At 46.5% G+C, this 21,806-nt stretch carries 23 protein-coding genes; 4 read left to right on the top strand and 19 right to left on the bottom strand.

Annotated features, from left to right (window positions below; genetic code table 11):
- Positions 1-15 precede the first annotated feature (15 nt).
- From K401_RS0120595 to K401_RS0120560, 8 genes are all read right to left on the bottom strand, one after another.
- Positions 16-2,382 (bottom strand): ribonucleoside triphosphate reductase, encoded by a 2,367-nt coding sequence (locus K401_RS0120595; protein ID WP_024294733.1) that lies wholly within the window; start codon positions 2,380-2,382, stop codon positions 16-18.
- 162 nt (positions 2,383-2,544) lie between these two features.
- Positions 2,545-3,816 carry a GTPase HflX gene (hflX, locus tag K401_RS0120590; protein WP_024294732.1) on the bottom strand — a complete coding sequence of 424 codons (1,272 nt, stop codon included), beginning with the start codon at positions 3,814-3,816 and terminating at the stop codon, positions 2,545-2,547.
- Positions 3,817-3,829: 13 nt separating this feature from the next.
- Positions 3,830-4,609, bottom strand: coding sequence for a tetratricopeptide repeat protein (locus K401_RS0120585; RefSeq protein ID WP_024294731.1), 780 nt, complete (start codon positions 4,607-4,609; stop codon positions 3,830-3,832).
- Between the two features lie 54 nt (positions 4,610-4,663).
- Positions 4,664-5,101, bottom strand: a complete 438-nt coding sequence (locus tag K401_RS0120580; protein WP_024294730.1) for a dUTP diphosphatase — start codon at positions 5,099-5,101, stop codon at positions 4,664-4,666.
- Positions 5,098-5,760 carry an SMC-Scp complex subunit ScpB gene (gene scpB, locus K401_RS0120575; RefSeq protein WP_024294729.1) on the bottom strand — a complete coding sequence of 221 codons (663 nt, stop codon included), beginning with the start codon at positions 5,758-5,760 and terminating at the stop codon, positions 5,098-5,100. Before scpB ends, K401_RS0120580 begins: the two co-directional genes overlap by 4 nt.
- Positions 5,760-6,605: a segregation and condensation protein A gene (locus tag K401_RS0120570; RefSeq protein ID WP_024294728.1), complete on the bottom strand. Its 846-nt coding sequence runs from the start codon at positions 6,603-6,605 to the stop codon at positions 5,760-5,762. Before K401_RS0120570 ends, scpB begins: the two co-directional genes overlap by 1 nt.
- 84 nt (positions 6,606-6,689) lie before the next feature.
- Positions 6,690-7,541 (bottom strand): metallophosphoesterase, encoded by an 852-nt coding sequence (locus tag K401_RS0120565; protein WP_024294727.1) that lies wholly within the window; start codon positions 7,539-7,541, stop codon positions 6,690-6,692.
- Between the two features lie 74 nt (positions 7,542-7,615).
- A complete protein-coding gene (locus K401_RS0120560; RefSeq protein WP_024294726.1) occupies positions 7,616-7,834 on the bottom strand; it encodes a hypothetical protein in 219 nt (72 codons plus the stop codon).
- A gap of 94 nt (positions 7,835-7,928) precedes the next feature.
- On the opposite strand from K401_RS0120560, the gene K401_RS0120555 reads away from it, so the two are divergent.
- Complete coding sequence (locus K401_RS0120555; protein ID WP_024294725.1) at positions 7,929-8,207, top strand: helix-turn-helix domain-containing protein; 279 nt, start codon at positions 7,929-7,931, stop codon at positions 8,205-8,207.
- Positions 8,208-8,253: 46 nt separating this feature from the next.
- On the opposite strand, the gene K401_RS0120550 is transcribed toward K401_RS0120555, so the two are convergent.
- The 3 genes from K401_RS0120550 to K401_RS0120540 form a co-directional block, all read right to left on the bottom strand.
- Entirely contained in the window at positions 8,254-9,531 is a 1,278-nt protein-coding gene (locus K401_RS0120550; RefSeq protein ID WP_024294724.1) for a serine hydrolase, read from the bottom strand.
- 148 nt (positions 9,532-9,679) lie between these two features.
- Complete coding sequence (locus K401_RS0120545) at positions 9,680-10,366, bottom strand: NUDIX domain-containing protein (RefSeq protein ID WP_024294723.1); 687 nt, start codon at positions 10,364-10,366, stop codon at positions 9,680-9,682.
- Positions 10,367-10,390: 24 nt separating this feature from the next.
- A complete protein-coding gene (locus K401_RS0120540; protein WP_024294722.1) occupies positions 10,391-10,870 on the bottom strand; it encodes a COG2426 family protein in 480 nt (159 codons plus the stop codon).
- 294 nt (positions 10,871-11,164) lie between these two features.
- On the opposite strand from K401_RS0120540, the gene K401_RS0120535 reads away from it, so the two are divergent.
- Positions 11,165-11,821, top strand: a complete 657-nt coding sequence (locus K401_RS0120535; RefSeq protein ID WP_024294721.1) for a phosphatase PAP2 family protein — start codon at positions 11,165-11,167, stop codon at positions 11,819-11,821.
- A 64-nt stretch (positions 11,822-11,885) separates the two neighbouring features.
- Here the strand turns inward: K401_RS0120535 and K401_RS0120530 are convergent, their stop codons facing one another.
- Positions 11,886-12,905, bottom strand: coding sequence for a glycosyltransferase family 2 protein (locus K401_RS0120530; protein WP_024294720.1), 1,020 nt, complete (start codon positions 12,903-12,905; stop codon positions 11,886-11,888).
- Entirely contained in the window at positions 12,902-13,645 is a 744-nt protein-coding gene (locus K401_RS0120525; RefSeq protein WP_024294719.1) for a CPBP family intramembrane glutamic endopeptidase, read from the bottom strand. The genes K401_RS0120530 and K401_RS0120525 overlap by 4 nt, the downstream gene beginning before the upstream one ends.
- Positions 13,646-13,858: 213 nt before the next feature.
- On the opposite strand from K401_RS0120525, the gene arcC reads away from it, so the two are divergent.
- On the top strand, positions 13,859-14,797 hold the full coding sequence (arcC, locus tag K401_RS0120520; protein ID WP_024294718.1) for a carbamate kinase: 939 nt from the start codon (positions 13,859-13,861) through the stop codon (positions 14,795-14,797).
- 175 nt (positions 14,798-14,972) lie between these two features.
- Entirely contained in the window at positions 14,973-15,749 is a 777-nt protein-coding gene (gene pdaA, locus K401_RS0120515) for a delta-lactam-biosynthetic de-N-acetylase (RefSeq protein ID WP_156882313.1), read from the top strand.
- Positions 15,750-15,957: 208 nt separating this feature from the next.
- Here pdaA and K401_RS0120510 read toward each other — a convergent pair whose 3' ends face one another.
- The 6 genes from K401_RS0120510 to K401_RS0120485 form a co-directional block, all read right to left on the bottom strand.
- The gene (locus tag K401_RS0120510) at positions 15,958-17,022 is read right to left on the bottom strand and encodes a tyrosine-protein phosphatase (protein ID WP_024294716.1); all 1,065 of its coding nucleotides are present in this window, start codon (positions 17,020-17,022) and stop codon (positions 15,958-15,960) included.
- A 4-nt stretch (positions 17,023-17,026) separates the two neighbouring features.
- Positions 17,027-17,512, bottom strand: a complete 486-nt coding sequence (locus tag K401_RS0120505; protein ID WP_024294715.1) for a PTS sugar transporter subunit IIB — start codon at positions 17,510-17,512, stop codon at positions 17,027-17,029.
- Positions 17,487-17,930 carry a PTS sugar transporter subunit IIA gene (locus K401_RS0120500; RefSeq protein WP_024294714.1) on the bottom strand — a complete coding sequence of 148 codons (444 nt, stop codon included), beginning with the start codon at positions 17,928-17,930 and terminating at the stop codon, positions 17,487-17,489. Before K401_RS0120500 ends, K401_RS0120505 begins: the two co-directional genes overlap by 26 nt.
- Before the next feature lie 45 nt (positions 17,931-17,975).
- Positions 17,976-18,851 carry a PTS system mannose/fructose/sorbose family transporter subunit IID gene (locus K401_RS0120495; protein ID WP_051153005.1) on the bottom strand — a complete coding sequence of 292 codons (876 nt, stop codon included), beginning with the start codon at positions 18,849-18,851 and terminating at the stop codon, positions 17,976-17,978.
- The gene (locus K401_RS0120490; RefSeq protein ID WP_024294712.1) at positions 18,848-19,654 is read right to left on the bottom strand and encodes a PTS mannose/fructose/sorbose/N-acetylgalactosamine transporter subunit IIC; all 807 of its coding nucleotides are present in this window, start codon (positions 19,652-19,654) and stop codon (positions 18,848-18,850) included. Before K401_RS0120490 ends, K401_RS0120495 begins: the two co-directional genes overlap by 4 nt.
- 153 nt (positions 19,655-19,807) lie before the next feature.
- Entirely contained in the window at positions 19,808-21,691 is a 1,884-nt protein-coding gene (locus K401_RS0120485; protein WP_024294711.1) for a BglG family transcription antiterminator, read from the bottom strand.
- Positions 21,692-21,806: the final 115 nt, after the last annotated feature.

The following is a 21,806-nucleotide window of genomic DNA, read 5'->3' as shown; positions in this document are numbered from 1 at the left end:
TAAAAGAGAGTTCTTTCAGCTGACCGTGTTTTCCGCAAACTTTCTGATTTCAGAGGCATTGGTCATTTTCTGAATCTGGCCGTTCTTTATAACCACCAGGGTAGGGGCCTGCATAATTCCAAACCTTGTGGCAAGCTCTGCATTTTCTTCTGCATCTACCACCTCATAATCCATATTCTGTAAAAACTGCTTTGCCATCCGGCAATTGGGGCAGGTTTTTGTTGTAAAAAGATAGGTTCCTGCCGATATCTCTGCCTTTTTCACCGTCATCTTATCCCTGATTTCCCCAACAGCTCCTTTTTTCAGCACAGAGCGGCCGGGATCGTAGACGGTACGGTTTTTGTATTCCTGGGTCTTTCCTTCATTCCAGTTTTGTACCGGACGGTAATAACCGGTGATCCGGCTGTATACCTCAGCTTTTTTTCCGCAGACCGGGCAAACCTTGTGCTCACCGGAAAGGTATCCGTGTTCTGCACAAATGGAGTAAGTGGGGGACAATGTATAGTAAGGAAGTTTAAAATTCTCAGCGATAGTGTGAACCAGCTTTGCGGCTGCTTCCCAGTCAGGAAGCTTTTCGCCAAGAAATGCATGGAACACGGTTCCTGAAGTGTAAAGGGTCTGCAGCTCATCCTGGATATCAAGAGCGTCAAACACATCCGTCGTATAGTCCACAGGCAAATGAGAACTGTTGGTATAATAAGGGGTATCTCCCGGTTTGCCTGCTGTTATAATCTGGGGGTAATGCTTTTTATCATGCTTTGCCAAACGGTATGTGGTGGATTCTGCCGGAGTCGCCTCCAGATTATAAAGGTCGCCATAGGCCTCCTGATAATCTGACAGCCTTTCCCTCATGTGATTTAGCACATTCTTTGTAAACTGCTGGGTCCTTTCACTTGTTAAATCTTCTCCCAGCCATCTGGCATTTAAGCCCACCTCGTTCATTCCGATTAAGCCGATGGTGGAAAAATGATTTTCAAAGCTGCCCAGATACCGTTTCGTATAAGGATACAGCCCCTGATTCAAAAGCTTTGTTATGACTTCTCTCTTGGTTTTTAAGGACCGGGCCGAAATATCCATCATATGATCCAGGCGGGTGTAAAAATCCGCTTCGTTCTTGGAAAGGTAAGCGATCCTTGGCATATTGATGGTCACAACGCCCACGGAACCGGTGCTTTCACCGGAGCCGAAGAATCCTCCGGTCTTTCTCCTGAGCTCTCTTAAATCCAGCCTCAGACGGCAGCACATGCTCCTCACATCGCTTGGTTCCATATCGCTGTTAATATAGTTTGAAAAGTAAGGAGTTCCGTATTTGGAGGTCATTTCAAACAGCAGCCGGTTATTCTCTGTATCAGACCAGTCAAAATCCCTGGTTATAGAGTAGGTGGGAATGGGATACTGGAAGCCCCGCCCATTGGCGTCTCCCTCTATCATGGTTTCAATAAAGGCCTTATTGATCATATCCATCTCAGACTTACAGTCCTTATACTTAAAGTCAGCTTCTTTTCCTCCAACAATGGCATTCAGCTCTGCCATATCGGCTGGTACGGTCCAGTCCAGGGTGATGTTGGAAAATGGAGCCTGGGTTCCCCAGCGGCTGGGTGTATTCACTCCAAAGATAAAGGATTCAATGCATTTCTTCACTTCCCGGTAGGACAAATGATCGGCCTTTACAAATGGAGCCAGATAGGTGTCAAAGGAAGAAAATGCCTGGGCACCTGCCCATTCATTCTGCATGATCCCCAGAAAATTGACCATCTGGTTGCAAAGCACGGATAAATGTTTTGCAGGAGAGGAAGTGATCTTTCCCGGTATTCCCCCAAGTCCTTCTAAAAGAAGCTGTTTTAAAGACCAGCCTGCGCAGTACCCGGTCAGCATGGATAAATCGTGAATATGTACGTCTGCATTCCTGTGGGCATTGGCAATCTCCTGGTCATAAATTTCAGACAGCCAGTAATTTGCCGTAACAGCTCCGGAGTTGCTTAATATCAGCCCTCCCACGGAATAGGTGACAGTGGAGTTTTCCTTGACCCGCCAGTCTTCCACCTTTACATAGCTGTTCACCACAGCCTTGTAATCCAGGATGGTATCCTTCATATTCCGTATTTTTTCTCTTTGTTTTCTATATAAAATATAGGCCTTTGCCACATCCGTATATCCCGCCTGCTCAAGGACGTGCTCCACACTGTCCTGGATCTGCTCTACCGTGACTTCTCCCCCCGACATCTTATCCTGGAAATCAGCGGTTACACGAAGAGACAGCAGTTCCAGTATTTCATTGTTATACTCCTTCTGGGTGGCCTTAAATGCTTTTTTAATCGCTTCCGTGATTTTATTCAGACTGAATTCAGCATTTTCCCCATTTCTCTTTACTACCTGGATCATAAAGACTAAACTCCTTTCCACTTTCCTGCCCTGTTTTTTGGCATAGTGCCTTTTATCAGAAATCTGATAAGCGGTCTTTGATAAATATCATTATAGCAGAACAAAAACAAAAACACAATATGTAGTTTGGTTTTTTAACACCAATCCACATATTGTGTTTTATTATTCATCAAAAACATCGGCATTGTTTGCCAGAGAGGCAAACAGCTCCGATGGCACATAGGCGTTCACCAGAATCCCGTCTTCCTGATATTCTTCCTTTAACAGCTGGCCGTATTTGCGGATCAGCTGGATCTTTCCTGCATCCTTATAGGGGTAAACCTTTTCCAGATACACTTTCTGATTTCTAAGAATGGTCTCCAAAAGATTTAAAAGCTCGTCAAGGCCTTCTCCGGTTTTTGCGGATATCCTCACCTGATGATCCGAAGATATATCCCTGAATATCACACCGTCTTCTGCTGCATCGATCTTATTAAACACCGTGATCATGACCTTATCACAAACTCCAAGCTCCCTTAAGGTTTCGTATACAACATACATCTGCATGTCCATCTGCGGATTGGAACAGTCCACCACATGAAGGATGATATCACTGTATTTGGCCTCTTCCAAAGTGCTTTTAAATGCTTCGATCAAATGATGGGGAAGCTTTCTGATAAATCCTACGGTATCCGTCAAAAGAATCTGCTGTCCGCCCGGTAAGTTCAAATTCCTGGTAGTTGGATCCAGGGTGGCAAACAGTTTATCCTCAGCCAGGATTCCGGCATCCGTAAGCCTGTTTAACAAGGTGGATTTCCCGGCGTTGGTATACCCGACAATAGCGGCAGCAGGCACATGGTTTTTATCCCTCTGCTGCCTGACCACCTCCCTGTGCCGCTTCACATCCTCTAATTCAGACTTTAACATCCCGATCCGGTCATGGATCAGACGGCGGTCCATCTCCAGTTTTTTCTCTCCCGGTCCCCGGGTGCCGATCCCGCCTCCAAGACGGGATAAGGAGCTTCTAAGCCCCACCAGACGGGCTGCCCGGTATCTGAGCTGGGCCAGCTCCACCTGTATCTTTCCTTCTCTGGTAATGGCTCTGGAAGCAAAGATATCCAGAATCACCATGGTGCGGTCCATGACCTTTGTGTCCAGGGCTCCTTCCAGATTCCGCAGCTGGGCCGGAGAAAGTTCATCGTCACAGACGATTCCGGTTGCGTCCAGCTCCCAGATCCGGTCCTTTATTTCCTCGATCTTACCTTTTCCCAGATAAGTCCCCGGATGGATCCTCTCCCGGTTCTGGATCATCTTATCCACGGTGACGGCACCCGCTGTTTTTACCAGCTCCTCCAGTTCATCGAGAGATCCTTTTGCATCATCCCCATCCCCGGTACTGACTGCCACCAGGATCACCCGTTCCTCTATTTCTTTTAACTCAATCAGTTCTGCCATCAATCACTCCAACCTATCTTGTCTTTAAAAATGTGATCTCCCGCTCGGCTTCCTCATCAGGACCATGAGCGGAAATATACTGCTGCATCAAATCCAGGGCTGTTTTAAATTCGCCTTTATGTTCCTCGGCAACAGCCTGGTTAAACAAAAGCTCCGGAACCTGGGCGCTGTCCGGCGCAGAAAGACCTTTCTTAAAATATTCCGCAGCTCCATCCCAGTCCTCTTCGGCCAGCTTGCATAAGCCCATCCGGTTGTAAAGCTCCGCGCTCTGTTCCCCGTCCTGAAGGGCCTCTTCATAGAGGCTCATGGCATCGGAAACCGTTCCTTCCTTCTCCATGGCAGCCCCTGCAGCCAAAAGTGCTTTCAGCCTGCCCGGTGCCTTTTTTTCCGTATCCAGCCCGGCGCTTTTCTTATAATCCTCAATAGCGCCCTTTAGATCTCCGGCTCCTGCCTTGGAAACAGAACGCATATTCAAATATTCCGGCAGTTCCCCATCCACCTTGATGAGTATGTCATAGGTGTCTGCTGAGGAGGTATAATCGCCTGCCAGGTATTCGGCTTCTGCCCGGTACTTTAACACATCCACATCAAACTTCCCCACCAGTCCTTTGGAGGAATCAATGGCTTTGTCAAAGGCTTCCACGGCACCGTCATAGTTGCCCTGGTTAAGTGCCTCGATCCCGGCAGCCCGGTAAGAATATTTATCTTCCTTTTTCCCGCAGCCGCCTGCCCCGATAGTAACCGCCAGAGCCAGTCCAAGGATGGCAGCCATATATCCTGTCTTTCTTCTCATGCTATTATCTCCTTTTAAGGAAATTCGATTCGCCTTCTGCTCACAATAGAAATGTTATTGTTTTCCCGTGCTTCCATGGCCGCCCCGGTCTTCATGTCCCAGGGTCTTCACTTCCTCAAAGCACAAGGCCGGCTGATGCTCCATAATGCGGAACTGGCAGATTCGGTCATTTATATGAATCACTGTATCCCGGAGGGCATAAGCCGGGAAAAACCACTGGTCATTGTCACCGCAATAAGTTTCATCGATCACACCCATGCTGTTGGTCTGGATCACGCCGTAATTTTTAAATGTGCTGCTTCTTGGAACCACATGGGCTTCAAACCCTGCAGGCAGCTCCATGGCAATTCCCAATGGAATCAGCTTAAAGTCCCCTGCTTTCATCTCCACTTCTTCCGCCGCGCGCAAATCAATCCAGTCAGATTTGCCCTCAATATAGCGTAAGCGTTCGATTTTATCAGTAAAATATTTTATTCTTATGTCTTTTGTCACCTTGTTTCCTCCTGAATGTTATCTTCTTTTTTATGGTCTGCCGGCATTAAATCCCCGCTTTCGGAAAGCTCTTCTTCCACTTCCATGCGTATCTCAGCCGCAACTACCGGATCGGCCACCGGAAGACTCTGGGTGGAGCCGATGCCGAATCTTCTTAAAAATTCCTCTGTGGTGGCAAACAATGCCGGCCGGCCGGGTGCATCAAGACGGCCCACTTCATATACCAGGTTGTATTCCACCAGCTTATTGACTGCATGATCCGACTTAACACCCCGGATCTTCTCTATTTCGAGCTTTGTCACAGGCTGCTTATATGCTATGATGGACAGAGTTTCCAGAACCACCTCCGTAAGAACCTGCTTTTTGGGCGCAGCTGCAACGCGGATTAAGTTTTCATAATACTCAGACCGTGTGCACATCTGGTAACTGTTCTCCAGCTCCAGGATCTGCATCCCTCTTTTTCCTGTATCATAGCGCTTCATCAAACGAAGGACAGCTTCCTTTGCTGCAGCTTCATCCTGGCCGATGGCCGCGGCCAAAGCCTTTAGTTCAACGGAATTTCCCATGGTAAAAAGAACCGCCTCAATTACGGCTTCCCAGGTTTTTTCTTCTTTTGTGCTCTTTTTCGGTCCAATGGTCTCAAGAGTTTCCTTATCCATCAATTTCCTCTTTCCTGCCAGTCTTCTCCGGGCATAACGGTATCCCTGGAAGGAGTTTCTTCTCCCAGATCTGACAAATCCAGTTCCCCGTCTTCTCCTTCCGGCTCCAGGGTTTCGATGAACATATCATCAAACAAATGCTCCTGGGTCAGCCTGATCTTGCCGATCTTCATGAGCTCCAGAAGCGCTAAAAATGTCACAACAACAAGGGTCCGGTCCGGCTGCTGCTCAAGCAGCCTGCGGAAGGAAAATTTCCGGTGCTCTCTGGCATAATCCATGACCGATTTTATCTTATCTTCCAGGCTTATGGATTCCTTCTGAATGTTGCCGAACCGGCTTCGGATAGGATCCACCCGGTCAGACTTGCGTTTCGTAACAGCCCGGAAAATCTCCTGGAGCTTTGCCAGAGTAAGGCCGTCAAGAAGCTTGTCCAAATCCACCGGCGGTTCGTACCTTGCCACCTCAGGGGGAACTGAAGGGGTCTTGTACAGCAGGCGGTCTGCCCCCAATTCCCGGTCCCTAAGTTCCTGAGACATATATTTATAATATTTGTATTCCAGAAGGCGCGCCACAAGCTCTGCCCTTGGGTCCTCCTCCTCGCCTTCCTCATTGGTTTCCCTGGGAAGCAGCATTCGTGCCTTTATATCAATGAGGGTCGCAGCCATGACCAGAAACTCGCTGACAATGTTTAAATCCTCTGTTTCCATGTGATTGACATAGTCCAGATACTGCTCCGTAATCTCAGCAATGGGAATATCATAGATATTCACCTTATTCTTGTCGATCAAATGAAGCAGCAAATCCAGCGGACCCTCGAAATTATCCAGTTTATAAGAGATTCCCATAAAATCCTCCAAGGCAGACTAACGCATGCCTTTGACCAGTATATCAAATCCTTCCTCATCTGTAAATATATGGCAGGCGCAAAATCATGATTTCGTTTTTAAATCCACCACTACCAGTTGCGGTTTATTGTTTAAACGAATGTTGATGGAATGGGTTCCAAGCCCCCTGCTCACGATCATATGCCTTTCGCCTTCCGTAAACTCTCCGGCGCAGTATGGGAGGAAAAACTGGTATTGAGGTGTCATAACCCCTCCTAAGTAAGGAATCCTTATGGTACCTCCGTGGTAATGGCCGGACAGAGTCAAATCAGCTCCCCAGCCTCTGCACTCACTGAAATAAAGAGGAGAATGACAAAGCAGAATCTGAAACCGCTCCCTGGATGCCTTTCCCGCCTTTTGTTCAATCTCCTCCTCAGTCAAACGCTCCGGCCGGAATTTCCGGTAAACTCCCGGTTCCAAATCGATCCCGGTAACAGCCAGATCTTCTCCATACCGTTCCGTCCGGTTTTCCAGCATTTTGACACCAAACCTTTTTAAGCTGCTCACATAGTCTTCATAAGCGCTGCCGTACACTTTAGGCTCCCAAAGCAGCCGGTTCTCATGATTGCCGTTGCCGCAAAATACGGGATACTTACCGGCCAGTTTTTCCATAAGCTCCAGCGCCGCATCCGTGCTTGCCCTGCTCTTACTGAAGATCATATCGCCCCCTACCAGCACAAGATCAGGCGCCGTCTCATCCACAGCAGCCAAAAGTCTTTCATTGCCGTCGCCAAACCGGTGTTCGTGCAAATCGGAAAGGAACACAAGGGTACGGTCCTTTCTTATCTTTTGACTTTTCAAAACAGTTCTTTCCACGGAAAGCTGTTCTTTTTCATACTCAGAACGCAAATACAAGCCTGCACCTATGGCGCAAAGGGCTCCGGCAGCAAACCACATCCGATTTTTCCTCTTCTTCCCTCATTTTTTCCTTATTTTCTCATCATACAATGAAGAGCCTGTCTGCGTCAAGACTAAGAGGTCCAGTTGCCCACCAGATATTCGATGATAAGATTGGGCACGACCACCATAAGCCCGATGCCAATGCTCATGACAATTGTGCCGCAAAAATATTCCTCATAGCCTGGCGTTCCCGGAGTCGGGGGCACCGTAAAGGCAAGGCGGTAGATGGCGCTGCAGAGAACAGAGAAGCAGATAAGATAAAAAATCACGTTAAAAATATTTTTTTTCATTTATGTATTCCTCCTTTCCCATAATATAAACCACTTATGGATAATATGCAATACTGGATAATCACGGTTTAATTAAGACCAGAGGTGATAAATCATGATCGTTTATGACAGACTTTGGGAAACTATGAAAAAGAAAAGCATCAGCCAGTACCATCTGATAAAGTACTGCAAGGTCAGTGCCGGACAAATCGGACGTCTTAAGAAAAATAACTTCGTTTCCACTCACACCATTGATATGCTCTGCAAGATCTTAGACTGCAGCGTGGAAGAGATCATGGAGTACCGGGCCGATATAAGCGAAGCCACCCAAAAGACAGAATGCCCGCCTGAAACAGAAGAAAGCAATTCTGCCCCATCAGAGGATTTGGCATAGAAAAAGAGCCCAAAGGCTCTTTTTCTATGCCAAAATATCCATGTTCCTACCGGATCCAGGCGCCTGAAGAATCAAGCCGGTATCCATCGGGAGTAACGGTGTCCTTAAGCATGGCTCCATCTGCGCCCAGATAAAACCATTTCCCGCTGCTTTCTACCCAGAAATTTTCTGCCATTACAGAATCTGAACCAAACCAGTAATAGACTCCGTTTATTTTTTGCCACTCATTGCAGGCCTTGTTTCCATCCTGCTTTTGGTAATACCATTTGGTCCCCTCCTGGATCCATCCCGCGGACGAAACTGCTGTCCCTGTTCCTGCCGCCTTCAATGCAAATCCATAATCCAAAAGAGACTTTGTATCCCCATAATGAGTTGATTTACTCTTCATGATGACCGCAATCAGCCGTACTCCGTTCTTTTCCACACAGGTAACCAGGGTGTTGCCGGCCAGTGAAGTATAACCGGTCTTTCCGCCGATGACTCCCGGATAATATCTGGCATCACCAGGGCTCAGCATCTTATGGCCCATGGTCACGGTCCTGGCCGAAGCCTTTTTTGTGGCCGGTATCTGATAGCTTAAGGTGGATGACACCTTTCTCACGATGTCATTCTGGAAAGCAGCCCTGGCAATGAGCGCCATGTCATGAGCCGTGGTATAATGGCTGGAGCTGTTCAGTCCATTGGGATTGACAAAGTTGGTTCCTGTGCAGCCAAGTTCTTTTGCCCTGGCATTCATCAGGACAGAAAAGGCGCTGACACTTCCTGAAACGTGTTCTGCTAGGCCATTGGCCACCTCATTTGCAGACTTTAACATCAGGCCGTAAAGGGATTGTTCCACCGTCAGCTTGTCCCCCTCCGTCAGTCCTAAAGTCACCGCACCTGATTCTAAGTTTGTGGTGGCTGTCTTTGAGAAAGTCACGGTATCCGGCAAGCTGCATTTTTCCGCAACAAGAAGCGCAGTCATGAGTTTTGTAATGCTGGCAGGATAATATCTGGTCTCCCCGTTTTTTGAATAAAGAAGGGTTCCAGTCGCTGCATCCATAAGGACCGCCCCTTCTGACTGGATCTCCGGCTGTGTTATTGCAGAAGGCAGCGTCACATCTCCGCCGGAGGCCGCTCCTGTCTGAGGGCTGCCCGTAACGGTCCCTGTGCCGGTCCCCGGCCCTGTTTCACTGACGCCGCCGGAAGGGCCGCTTACATTCTCTGTCTTCCCTCCTGCCTCCGGGAACGGCTGTATCAGGGGCATATCCCCGTATGATGTAAAGGCTGCGAAAATGCTGATACTGATTACCAGGCTCCATAGCCTGCATGTTTTTTTTGCCATATCCTGTCATCTCCTGTGTGTTTCTGCGTGCAAGTATCGTTTCTCACAACAGTATAGCATAAAATCCATAATTTTCCGATTAAAATTTTCTTACAAACTTCTATTATTAAAGAAAAAAGCACCGCCTTATCCAGGCGGTGCGCATCTGTTAAAAAATTTGCTCTCTGTATTCCTTTTCCAGCTCTTCCAGCCTGTCCATTGCCACATTTAAGATTTCAGCATGATCAAATGCAAGCTTTTCCTGATCCAGCACATCAATAGCCGGTAAAAGATCAATCTCCGTTTCCTTTTTCCACATCAAGCCCTGACGTTCATAGGTTTCGGTGATCCGATAGCTCATAAAAATATGTTCCTCTTCATTTTCAATGGTAAGCGCATAGGTCGCTCCATTTTCCAGTTCCGAAAGCTTCTTTTTCCTTATCTGGAACCAGCAGGCCTCTGCGGCATCATCGCCAGCCGTTGGAATCAGTTGGTCTTTTGGCACTGCGGCCATATAGGATACTGAGATCACTCTTGTTCTGGGATCACGCTTTACATTCCCCCATGTGTAGAGCTGTTCCAGGCAAATGCCTTTTAACCCTGTCTCTTCCTCAAGCTCCCTGGCTGCCGCTTCCTCCAGAGATTCATCGGGATTTACAAAACCTCCCGGGATCGCCCACTGTCCGATGCAGGGATGATTTTTCCGCTTAATGAGCAGGACCTCTGTTTCCGGCTCCTCCTCGTCCACTGCAAAAATCAGCATATCCACCGTCACCGACGGGCGTTCGTAATTCCCCGGCCGATACTGCAAAAGAAACTCTTTTTCTGTTAATCCCTCTTCATTCCTTCGTTCCATTCTGCCCTTCTTCCTACCAGAATCTTAGAATATCACGGATTGAAGCGCCCCTAAAAGTCCTGCACTGGCAAGTCCCATAATCACCCCTGCCACCAGGACGCCTCCCATAACGGCTAAAATACTGGATTTAAAATCAATATCAAGCAGGCTGGCTGCCAAAGTGCCTGTCCAGGCACCGGTTCCCGGAAGGGGAACTCCCACAAATAACAAAAGCGCAATAAACAACCCCTGTCCAGCTTTCGCCTGCAGTTTTTCGCCGCCCCGTCTTCCCTTTTCCAGGCACCAGGAAAAAAATCCGCCGATCACCGGTTTATCCGCTCCCCATTCAAGAACCTTTCTCGCAAACAGATAGATAATGGGTACTGGAAGCATGTTTCCGAGGATGGCAACGATATAAGACTGAAAAAGCGGAAGTCCCATTACCGTTGAATACGGAATCGCTCCCCGAAGCTCTATAAGCGGAACCATGGAGATAAAGAAAACAGTCATATATTTTTCTAACATATTCCATTCCTTTCGTGTATAAGTCTGCCTTTATACTATACACAAAGATTGACTGTCTATCAACCATTTTATAAAAAGATTATATTTTCCAAATATGTCCGGGACAAGGGTATTAAGGCAGGTTCAGCCATATATACCATTTATTATAGAGGTAAGGAGGCCTTAAGCTTAATCTTCTCTGAAATATATATTAACATTTGTGAAATACTATTGTACTGTCAAAATGAGTGTGATATAATCCTCCAAAGTTGATAAACATAATACCAACCACCAAAATGGAGAAGGATGACTTTTATGAAAAATCTGCTTCACAGGTACAGGCATGTCTGGATTCTCACCTATGCCTTTATCTATATTCCATGGTTTATATACCTGGAAAAAACAGTGACAAACAATTACCATATCATGCATGTTGCCATAGACGACCTGATTCCTTTTAATGAATATTTTATTATTCCTTATCTTTTATGGTTTGTTTATATCGCCGGCGCAGTTTTATATTTTTTCTTTACAAACGTAAAGGACTATTACAGGCTGTGTACCATGCTGTTTACAGGGATGACCATCAGTCTGGTGGTCTGCACCGTGTTCCCCAACGGCACGGATTTCCGTCCTGTGATCGACTCCGGAAAAAATATCTGGTCAGCCATTGTGGGGATCCTTTATTCCACGGATACTTGTACCAATGTATTCCCAAGCATCCATGTTTATAACTCCATTTGTGTGCACATTGCGGTCATCCGCAGCGAACAGTTAAAGAAATACCGGTTTCTCAAGACCGGCTCTCTGCTGTTAATGATCTCCATCTGTCTAGCTACTGTTTTCTTAAAACAGCATTCGGCATTTGACGGTCTTGGCGCCCTGGTTATGGCTTATGTCATGTACCACTTTGTATACTCTGATTCTTATGTACCCAGCAGAGAAAAGGTTTCCGAAAAAGCAATCAGTTAATAACTAATCCCCTGACACCTCTAGACAGGTGCAGGGGATTTTTGTTTTACGGTCAGACCGTCCTCTAATTAAAACCGAAAAATTTCTGGGTCATCTTATAGATGGCAATAGGAAATTTCCTTCCGCTCTCTCCCGGGAGATTAACCCCCTGTCCCATAAAGCCCCATCTGAGCCTTAAGTACAGCGGTAAATTCTGCTTACGGAGATGCTGCCACAGTTCTTTTTTCTTCTCCATATTTTCATCACTTTCCGATTTGATGGCAAGGATGGAGGATATGGTCATCATGATCTCCAGATAACGCACCATGTAACGGCGGAGCTTTCGCTGCTTGATTTTTGTCACATCGTAATAACCCAGCATCAGCTTTGTCACCATGATCTGCTGGTCAATGCGGCCGATCATGATCGCTTCATTGACTGACTGGTCTTCTCTTCCGATAAAGTACCTGTAAAAATTCACATTTAAATAGTAGATATTCTTTACGTGAGGCAGTGGCTGGTATACAAAAATATTATCCACATAAAAGGTATGCTTGGGAAGTTCCAGGCCGCACTGCTTTAAAAGCTCTGTCCGGTAAATCACCGAATGCATGAGAATGTAATGCCCCAGCAGAAACACCTTCACATCCTTCCAGGTAAACAGCTCATTCTCCGGAAGGGCGGTACGGTAATTCATGACTTTTTTTCGATTTGCCCCCTGCTTTTCATAGACAAAATTGCTCACCAGCATATCCAGGGTCTCTTCCCCATATACAAAGTGCCGCAGGGTGTCCAGGATTTCCATATAAGCGGATTCATCCACCCAGTCATCGCTGTCCACCACTTTAAAATAAATTCCGGTAGCATTTCTTAATCCCGCATTGACCGCCTCTCCGTGGCCGCCATTTTCCTGATGGATTGCCCGGCAGATTTCCGGATAGTTTCTTTCATATTCATCCGCAATTTCTGCCGTACGGTCCTTTGTGGATCCGTCATCCACAATGAGAATCTCTACTTCCTCTCCTCCCGGCAGCAGGGAATCAATGCAATGCCTCATATAGGCTTCAGAATTATAGCATGGAATTGCTACAGATAAAAGTTTCACACAATATCCTCCTTTAAGTTGTTTTTCCGATAAATCCGGATCGCACAAATAACAGACACTGCCGCAGATGCGGCTGCCAAAACCGGCCTTCGGTCTGTATGAAACAAAGAATTCAAACGTCCTGTATTCATCACGAAGAGCGACAGTAAGTTGGCTGATACGTGAAATAGGTAAGGAGCCGGCAAGGTCCCTGAAACCTCATACAGCCAGGCAAGAGCCAGGCCGATGAAAAAAGCATAAACTCCCTGAGGAAGATTTCCATGGTAAAGCCCGAACAGAGCCGCTGACAGAACTGCTGACAGCCAGAAAGGGAGTTTTTCCCGCAGCGAGGCAAACCCCAGCCCACGGAAAATGACCTCTTCCGCAAAAGGAATCACAAGGCCGGAAGCCAGAACCTGAACGGGAAAGGGCGGTGAATAGAGATAGCTCTCTGCCTCCTTATAGGACACGGACATCTCAGTCAGCCCCAGCGCTTCCACCATATAATTCCCAAGCACGGACAAAGCCATGCCGAATATTAAAATATAGGCCAGACAGCCATGAAGGGAAAATCCTGCTGCTGGAATGTATCCCCGCCGCTTCTGGTCTAAATAATAGAAATAATAAAGCACGGGAGATGCTAAAAGCGCAGATAAAGCGGTGGCCACCAGAGCGCCCAGGTTTAAGTACAAAAACAGGGCGGTCGTCACTGCAGTATAAAAAAACATGGGAAGGATCAGATGCAGGATGATCGATATCATAAACACGGTGTCCTTTCATTTTCTGTATCTTCCTAAACATTATACCATTTGATTGCAGGATATCTACCAAAATATTTTTAATTCTTTCTAAAGATCATTCCTCTCCCATTTCTCTGATACCCAAACCATGAAACCTGTTGATTTTTTTATTGTCTGATAATATAATATCTTTATACTTTTTGATCAAACTATACGGAACTGAGAGGTAATGAGATGGCAAAAAAACGTATTGTCCTGGCTTTGGGACATCATGCTTTGGGAACAAATCTTCCGGAACAGAAAAAAGCGGTTGCTGAAACAGCCAAGGTCATCGCAGATTTTATTGAAGCCGGCTGGCAAGTGGCTGTCACCCACAGCAATGCCCCGCAGGTGGGCATGATTCATACAGCTATGAATGAATTCGGGAAACTCCATGACGGTTATACTTCTGCGCCCATGTCCGTATGTTCTGCCATGAGTCAGGGCTACATTGGATATGATTTACAAAACGGCATCCGGGCGGAGCTGGTAAAACGCGGCATCTATAAATCAGCTGCCACCATTTTGACTCAGATGATGGTAAATCCTTATGACGAGGCTTTCTACACTCCCATGAAGCCTATCGGTCGTTTTATGTCTGCAGAAGACGCAAAAGAGGAAGAGGAAAAAGGAAATTATGTGGAGGAAGTGCCTGGGATGGGCTTTCGCAGAGTAGTGGCTTCTCCAAAGCCCGTTTCTATTGTGGAAATCGACATCATCAAGGCAGTTATGGATGCGGACCAGATCGTCATTGCCTGCGGCGGCGGCGGCATACCGGTTATGGAACAGGGATACCGCTTAAAAGGCGCCAGCGCAGTCATTGAAAAGGACCGGGCAGCCGGACTTCTGGCAAAGGAAATTGACGCTGATGTGCTTTTGATCCTTACAAACGTGGACAATGTCACCTTAAATTACGGAACCCTTAAGGAACGCCCCATCAGCCAGATGAACTTAGAAGAAGCAGAAGCTTCTATTAAAGAAGGGCAGTTTGAAACCGGCTCCATGCTTCCCAAAATTGAAGCTTCCGTGGATTTTATCCGCCACGGCAGGAACCGGAAGGCTATCATTACCTCCCTTGAAAATGCTAAAGCCAGCCTGGAAGGAAAAGCGGGCACTATTATAAAAGAAATATAAAACAATTGGGCAGGAAACTGCGGCAACCTTTTTGAATATGGACAGAGGGCAGCTTCATATATTGAAACAAACGTAATATAACGGAGCTTTATATATGAAACTTTTGCAAAAATTAAAGATTGCAGAAAGAATCAGAAAGCTTTCGGTTTCTTCCGAAACAGGAAAAAAGGCGGTCATGGTATTCCTGCTCTTTCTCTGCGCTTTTTTGGCCGGCCATCTTGGAGCCATGCTGGTAGAACATCACAAAGCGGTGGAAACTGCGGCAGATGGAAACTGGGGGTTAAGCTTCCAGCAGGAAGGGCAGCCGCCGGTGGCCAATGCCACCATGGACTATTTAAAAAAGTTCGATGCCTATTATGCCGAAAAGACCCCGGATAAAATCCTTTATCTGACCTTTGATGCCGGATATGAAAATGGAAATACTGCAGCCATACTGGATGCATTAAAGAAACACAATGCTCCCGCTACCTTTTTTGTGGTAGGAAATTACATAGAAACGTCTCCGGAGCTTGTAAAGCGAATGGTGGAGGAAGGCCATACCGTAGGCAACCACACCTATCATCATCCGGACATGTCCAAGATTTCTTCAAAGGAAGCGTTTGAAAAAGAACTTAAAGATCTGGAAGGCCTTTTTGAAAAGACTACGGGACAGCCCATGAAAAAATACTACCGCCCTCCTCAGGGAAAATACAGTGAGTCCAATTTACAGATGGCAAAGGATATGGGTTACAAAACCTTTTTCTGGAGCCTTGCCTATGTTGACTGGTATCAGGATAAGCAGCCCACAAAGGAAGAAGCCTTTAAAAAGCTTTTGGGCAGGATTCATCCCGGCGCCATTGTACTCTTACACAGCACCTCCAGCACAAACGGCCAGATCCTTGATGAATTGCTGACCAAATGGGAGGAAATGGGCTATCAGTTTAAATCCTTGGATCAGCTGGTGGCTGAGTAGCGGGCTGCTTCTCGTCCCGTCAGAAAAGCAGGAGGTGATGCACAGCAAAATGCAACAACTGCCTGATATGGTAAAATAGTTTATGACATAAAAATGAGTCCTGACATGGTTTTAAACCGTTTCAAGACTCATTTTTATATTCTGTTTTACGGTAAAACGATTCTGCAACAGCCCTCCTCTGCCTTACAGTCATAAAAGGGGCTTTCTGTCACTCCAGGAAAATATCCTCCAGCTGTCTGATGACGGTGTCCTCCAGCCATAAGGCCTTTCTGGCATACTCTCTGACAGAGCCGTAATCCTCAAGAATTTTATTGATGGAAGCTTCGATATACTCCGGTTTTGTGTCAAAGAGGGAGAAGAGGTAATCGGCCACCCGTTTATCCTTAGCCAGCTCCAGATATTTTTGGTAATAGCGGACATTTTTTTCCGCTCTTGCCCTTTTGGTGAGCATATAATCATAGATCATAGTCTCTTTCGGGACACCCAGGATCCCTTCCAAAAGCATGGCCCCGAATCCGGTCCTGTCTTTTCCTCCCCTGCAATGCTGTACGCTGGGATTGTTTGACTTCTGTGCCAGAAGCCTTAAGCTGGTTCCAAAGGCCTTCCGGCTTTCATCGCATATGACAAAGTTCAGCTGCTGCTGTATCATCCTCAAATCCCCTGCATTGGGATTTTCCTCTACCGCCAGCCTGGCCTGCTTTATGACGGCTTCTTCCTTTGCAATGTTTTCGTTATTGTGAAGAAGGCCTGCCATCATGGCCGTATGAGCGTTGGGATCGCAGGAATAGGTGGTCACGCCCTCTCCTAAGTCCCGGTTAGGGCTTTTTATAATCTCCATGTCGTTTCTGTAATCAATAATGGTTTTAATTCCCAGGCTTTTTACATACTCCAGTCCGTCATCTTCCAGAAAGGCGAAATAATCGGAGCGGAATCCTACGCCCCATTTCATTCTTCTTCCTGATCCGGTCATATATCCTCCCATATCCCGCAGGTTATACATTCCATCCACTGGAAGAATCCTGTATCCAAACACCATGGGGGCCTGGTTTTTCCATTCAATGATAAAATAAATCTGTTTTCTTTTTTCAGGCGCGGCATGGAAAATCAACCTTTTTTCTCTGGATGAGAGGAGAAAACTACGGTTCTTGGTAAAGGGGTCCTTTTCATAGGTCCAGTACAGCTGATATTCTTCCAGAGCCTCTGCATCCGAAACAATGTTTAATTCTGTTTTGCCGTTATCCAGAGGAAAGGCCTCGACGTATTTTATCTCCATGGCACTACCTCTTAAGCTGTTCTATTTTCTTTTTCATATCCACAGGGGCGTCATAGGCAGCGACCTGATACTCGATTTTGACGCCCATTTCCAGAAGCTTATGAAAGTCTTCCTCTTCCTTTGGGGAAAAGCAGATAATGTGGTCATAGGATATGGTTCTCTCCGGAGTCGTCCTCATCCCTCCGAAGTTAATGTGGTCAATGGGCACGCCCCCTTCTTTCAGCCTTAAAGCGTCGCTGAAGCTTCCCATGATCATAAATGTGTTCTTCTTAATGGGATTATTTGCATATACCCTGATAAACTTATCCACGCCGAATACGTGGACCGTATAGGCAGGTGCCGCCATTTTCAGTACTTGAACCTGTACTGGATTTTCCACTGCAGCATCACTGATGCAGATCACCTGTTCCGCCCCGATGTGACTTAACCAGGAAGTTGCTACCTGACCGTGAATCAACCGGTCATCAATACGAATCCATTTGATCGCCATCTTGTTCCCCCTCTTCTTTCAGCTTGTCGTTAATGCAGACCAGACCCATTTTATAGGCCCTTTCAATGATCGTGCCGGCTTCCTCCAGTGTCTCGGGCCGGGCTATAAACAGCTCCATGAGCACCGGCATGCTAAACCCGGAGTACACCAGAATGTCAGGCTCCGTCAGGGCTAAATAGGTGGCCGCCTTGGCCGGAGTCCCTCCATAAATATCCGTTAAGATCAAAACTCCTGATCCCTTGTCTTCATAGGAGGCATGTAAATCCAACAGCTCCTTCAGACACTGGTCATAGCTTTTGTCCGCGGTCACGGAAATAATATCAACGTAGTTTGCAATATCCCCGATAATCAGTCCGGCCGTATTTAATGCCTCCCGGGCATATAAACCATGGCTTGCAAGAATCATGCGAATTCCCATATCTATCTTCTCTCCCCTGTTTTTTATTTCTGCAGGCAATTCTGACTAAACCAGAATACCGGCCATTGCCAGCAAGGTTCCCACGATCAATATGCCGAAAATAAGCAGGATTAAATATTTTCTCGGCATCCGGCCGTGAAGCTTGTAAAGCCCGATGGTGAACAAAAGCGGAAGCAGCTTCGGTAATATCCCGTCTAAAAGAGCCTGAATATTTACAACGGTCTCATTGATGACAATTTCCGTGCCCACGTTGATCTTCACGTAATTTCCTATGAGGGCGCCCAGCACGATCACGCCCACCATGGTGGAAATATTTATGATTTTCTGGATCACCTTTGCCTGCTCCCCGCTCTGTACAAATTCGATCCCTTTTTCATATCCCATCACAGTACCGAAATACTTGACCCCAATGTTGATGCCGTTATAAATCAGGAACATCAGGATGGGGCCGATCAAATTTCCCTGCAGGGCATAAGCCGCGCCGATACTGCCTGCAATGGCCTGGATGGTGATCTTAAATACGCTGTCACCGATTCCGGCCAAAGGCCCCATCATGCCCGCTTTTACCGCAACTACGGCATCTTTTTCGTCCAATTCCGTAGTTTCCTCAATGGCAGCGGTGATCCCAAGGATCATGCCGGTGGCCGTGTTTTGAGAAAGGAAATAGGTCAAATGCCTCTGCATGGCCTCTACCCGGGCAGCTTTTCCAGCATCCTTATAAACCTTTTTTAACACCGGCGCCAATGCGGTAATAAATCCGATGGCCTGGGCATTGCTTGAGGTCACAGTGATCCCAAGGCCGAAAATCTGCAGACGCCAGTAGACCGCATTTAAATCCTTGCGGGTTATTTTTATGTAACTCCCTTTTGCCTTTGTATTGGGATTATCCAATCCGGCCGCATTTTCTTTCCCAGCACTCATAAGTCATACCCTCCATCCTCGTCATCTCCGCGGTTTGAAACGATCACAGGCACCTCATTCTGACGGTCCTTAATCTCCATCATAACGGAATACAGCATTGCAAATGCCAGAGAAATCAGGGTCACCGGCAAAATTCCCAGTCCCAGGTAAGTGGACAGCACAAAACCGAAAATCAGGAAAGGCCACATAAAGCCCTTCATCATCATTGTCATCAGGATGGACAAACCAATTGCCGGCAATATTCCTGAGGCAGTGCTTAAGCCCTTTAAAATATTGCTGGGAATGACATTTAAAATCTTATCCACCACCCCGGTTGAAAAATAGACCACCAGGAAGGTAGGAACCGCACGGAGAAGAAACTGGAATGCGATGGCAACATAATTTACCAGTAATATGCTGTCAAAATCTCCGGTCAGCGCCAGCCTGTCTGCCCATACTGCGAAGAACTGACGGACAAAGTCAAAGATCAGAAGCAGCTGCTGGGATAAAACCGCCACCGTCGTAGCCGCTGCCACGCCTGCTGCGATCCCCTCTGCCGTAGCTCCTGTGCTGGTAATGGAAATGGTCGTTCCCACGATGGTTCCGATAATCATGTCCGGCGTTTTGTAACCGGCCATGTTTCCAAGCCCCATCCACATCAGCTCCAGGGTCGCGGAAATGACCAGTCCTGTCTTAACATCTCCCAATATGATTCCCACCAGCGGACCTACCAGCAAAGGCCTTCGGAGCATTTGCGGGCCCTGATCGTCAAATGAACAATACCCGGCCCATACCGCTATAAGTAGTGCCTGCCAAACTGCCATAATTGTATACCCCCTTTATTTGATACAAAAAAAATATCACAAATCCGCCATTGCCTCAACGTCTACTTTCATCACTGAACGCGCATAAATTTAGCAGGAAAAATTTGCGCCTTATTGCGCAAAAAAATAGGGAAAGGCTGACCTGTAACAGGATCAGCCATCAATATAGTGCCGAAGCTCAGAATCTCCGTTCTTGACCTCCACCAGCCCTTTCCTTAAGTCCAGCAGGATGAAATGAATCTCTTTTACGGCTGCACCGTTTAACAGGATCTCCTGTGGAAGACAGAAGATATAATACTGCTGCTGCGGCCCGGTTCCAGTAAAAATATTGATATATTTTTTCTTTTCCTCAGCCACATAATCCGTATGGTAAATGACACTGTGCATTAATTTGTAAAACCCCAGCTTTGTATAGCCGGGAGCGATGTTTTGACGCCAGAAAAATTCTGCAATGGTTTCCGCCAGGTTTTCCTGCCCGCAGTCTAACTGTATCAAATCAGGGGATCCCATGTAATTTAAGATGGCCCCCACCTTTCTCTTCTTTGCAATCACCTTGGCCCAAAGGTCATAGGAAACCTTGCTGAAAAAATCGTAATAATAAATGGGGATCGGGAAATAATCCGGCTTGAATTTCATGCCTCCCGGCAAAAAGACGTAATCATACTTTGAATAATCCAGTCCCCTGGCTTCGTAGAAATAATGGGAATGAAAATGAATATTCAATTCATCCACATTTAACCCCAGCCGTCTTATGACCGTTGGATCAGCCGACTTCCCGATTTCATTGATCAGGATGACATTGGTGGGCTCATACTGGTTCCTGATCCGGTAAACAAGATTATAGATCAGAATGATCAGCTCGTAATACATCATGTCCTGTATCTCATCGGTTCTGTATCCCGGAAGCTCATTGTAGATATAATTTGCCAGGGCCTGAGAGGAAATCATCCGGTTGGCCCTGCATTTTATGGAATAGGGATATTCCAGCTCCACAATGCCCACCTGATTCCTCAGCTGCCATTTATAAAAGAACAGGAGAAGGGAATCACTGACCTCTTCATAAGGGGTTAAGTCCAGGAATATATTTTCTTTTAAAACTTTCATGACCTTTTTATAAGTTTCCACCGCCTCCGGCACTGCTTTCTCAAAGCTTTCACCTGCCCCGTCTTCAAACAATTCCCGGTTGCCTAATAGAAAAACCGCCATGTAATAGTACTCCTCAAGCTCTCTTCCCTTTCCCAGGATTTTTTGCCCCACAGAAAATTCTTTCAGATCTTCAAGATCAGGGCGGAAGTCCTGGATCATCTTCTGTCCGCAGCCTGTTCTTAAGGGTAAAATTGACAGATAAAGGACCAGCCTGTGAAACCCTGTATCAGGAATCCGGTACCCGGTTTCATCTAAAACCTGTTTCAGCCTTGCAGCATTCTGTCTGATGTCCTCCATGGCAATTCCGTATTCCTTTAAACAGTGGAAAACAAAGATATTCTGTTCCGAGTTATTGCAAATATCACAAAAATCTATCAGGCAGGAACGGATGGCAAGCTCTTCTCCCACCACCTTCATCCCGTGATAAGGGATGGAAACGATCTGTATCTGATACAGAAGCAGGTACTTTCTTACGGCTCTCATATCCTTATTCAGAGTGGCAATGCTGATATTAAGCATGTCAGCCAGTTCTTCCGCCTTTATGCCGTTTATGGAGGCCGCAAGGCGGCGGATGATGTGCTGCACCCTTTCCTTTCGTCCCAGAAGCCGGTTTAAGGAAAGATTTAAATAGCCGTAACAGGAGCGTCTCAGCTCATCGACCCAGAGCCCAGCCTCAGGAGGATACTCCAGAAAATATCCCTTTCCTCTCTTGTTGCGTATTCTGACATTTGATCTGCCATTTTGTTTCAGCTTGTCATTCAGGGATGCAATTTCTATTTGTACCGTGCGCAGGGAAATGTCGAACATTTCCATGATCTTCTCATTTTCCACATAACTGTTTTCCAAAAGCATATTTAAAACACTGATTTCTTTGAAATTACAATCAAGCATAAACCCACCTTAGAGGATGACCTTTGTGTTTGCGTCAAAACCTTTCCTTCCTGTATTTCTTTTTTTGCCGGCACTTTCTATGTACTCTGACTGCCCCATAAAATAAACAGGGCAG

The organism is Lacrimispora indolis DSM 755 (assembly GCF_000526995.1).
Classification (GTDB): Bacteria; Bacillota; Clostridia; order Lachnospirales; family Lachnospiraceae; genus Lacrimispora; species Lacrimispora indolis.
This window is presented reverse-complemented; position numbering and strand designations above follow the sequence as displayed.

What these genes read in the sequence shown, in the direction of transcription:
- K401_RS0120560 (WP_024294726.1), bottom strand. Translation starts at nt 7,834, where the DNA reads ATGAAAAAAAATATTTTTAACGTGATTTTTTATCTTATCTGCTTCTCT.
- K401_RS0120595 (WP_024294733.1), bottom strand. Translation starts at nt 2,382, where the DNA reads ATGATCCAGGTAGTAAAGAGAAATGGGGAAAATGCTGAATTCAGTCTG.
- K401_RS0120535 (WP_024294721.1), top strand. Translation starts at nt 11,165, where the DNA reads ATGAAAAATCTGCTTCACAGGTACAGGCATGTCTGGATTCTCACCTAT.
- K401_RS0120485 (WP_024294711.1), bottom strand. Translation starts at nt 21,691, where the DNA reads ATGCTTGATTGTAATTTCAAAGAAATCAGTGTTTTAAATATGCTTTTG.
- K401_RS0120510 (WP_024294716.1), bottom strand. Translation starts at nt 17,022, where the DNA reads ATGGAGATAAAATACGTCGAGGCCTTTCCTCTGGATAACGGCAAAACA.
- K401_RS0120525 (WP_024294719.1), bottom strand. Translation starts at nt 13,645, where the DNA reads ATGATATCGATCATCCTGCATCTGATCCTTCCCATGTTTTTTTATACT.
- K401_RS0120555 (WP_024294725.1), top strand. Translation starts at nt 7,929, where the DNA reads ATGATCGTTTATGACAGACTTTGGGAAACTATGAAAAAGAAAAGCATC.
- arcC (WP_024294718.1), top strand. Translation starts at nt 13,859, where the DNA reads ATGGCAAAAAAACGTATTGTCCTGGCTTTGGGACATCATGCTTTGGGA.
- K401_RS0120500 (WP_024294714.1), bottom strand. Translation starts at nt 17,930, where the DNA reads ATGGGAATTCGCATGATTCTTGCAAGCCATGGTTTATATGCCCGGGAG.
- K401_RS0120545 (WP_024294723.1), bottom strand. Translation starts at nt 10,366, where the DNA reads ATGGAACGAAGGAATGAAGAGGGATTAACAGAAAAAGAGTTTCTTTTG.
- hflX (WP_024294732.1), bottom strand. Translation starts at nt 3,816, where the DNA reads ATGGCAGAACTGATTGAGTTAAAAGAAATAGAGGAACGGGTGATCCTG.
- K401_RS0120585 (WP_024294731.1), bottom strand. Translation starts at nt 4,609, where the DNA reads ATGAGAAGAAAGACAGGATATATGGCTGCCATCCTTGGACTGGCTCTG.
- K401_RS0120550 (WP_024294724.1), bottom strand. Translation starts at nt 9,531, where the DNA reads ATGGCAAAAAAAACATGCAGGCTATGGAGCCTGGTAATCAGTATCAGC.
- K401_RS0120570 (WP_024294728.1), bottom strand. Translation starts at nt 6,605, where the DNA reads ATGGGAATCTCTTATAAACTGGATAATTTCGAGGGTCCGCTGGATTTG.
- K401_RS0120540 (WP_024294722.1), bottom strand. Translation starts at nt 10,870, where the DNA reads ATGTTAGAAAAATATATGACTGTTTTCTTTATCTCCATGGTTCCGCTT.
- K401_RS0120565 (WP_024294727.1), bottom strand. Translation starts at nt 7,541, where the DNA reads ATGTGGTTTGCTGCCGGAGCCCTTTGCGCCATAGGTGCAGGCTTGTAT.
- K401_RS0120505 (WP_024294715.1), bottom strand. Translation starts at nt 17,512, where the DNA reads ATGGCGATCAAATGGATTCGTATTGATGACCGGTTGATTCACGGTCAG.
- pdaA (WP_156882313.1), top strand. Translation starts at nt 14,973, where the DNA reads ATGGTATTCCTGCTCTTTCTCTGCGCTTTTTTGGCCGGCCATCTTGGA.
- scpB (WP_024294729.1), bottom strand. Translation starts at nt 5,760, where the DNA reads ATGGATAAGGAAACTCTTGAGACCATTGGACCGAAAAAGAGCACAAAA.
- K401_RS0120495 (WP_051153005.1), bottom strand. Translation starts at nt 18,851, where the DNA reads ATGAGTGCTGGGAAAGAAAATGCGGCCGGATTGGATAATCCCAATACA.
- K401_RS0120490 (WP_024294712.1), bottom strand. Translation starts at nt 19,654, where the DNA reads ATGGCAGTTTGGCAGGCACTACTTATAGCGGTATGGGCCGGGTATTGT.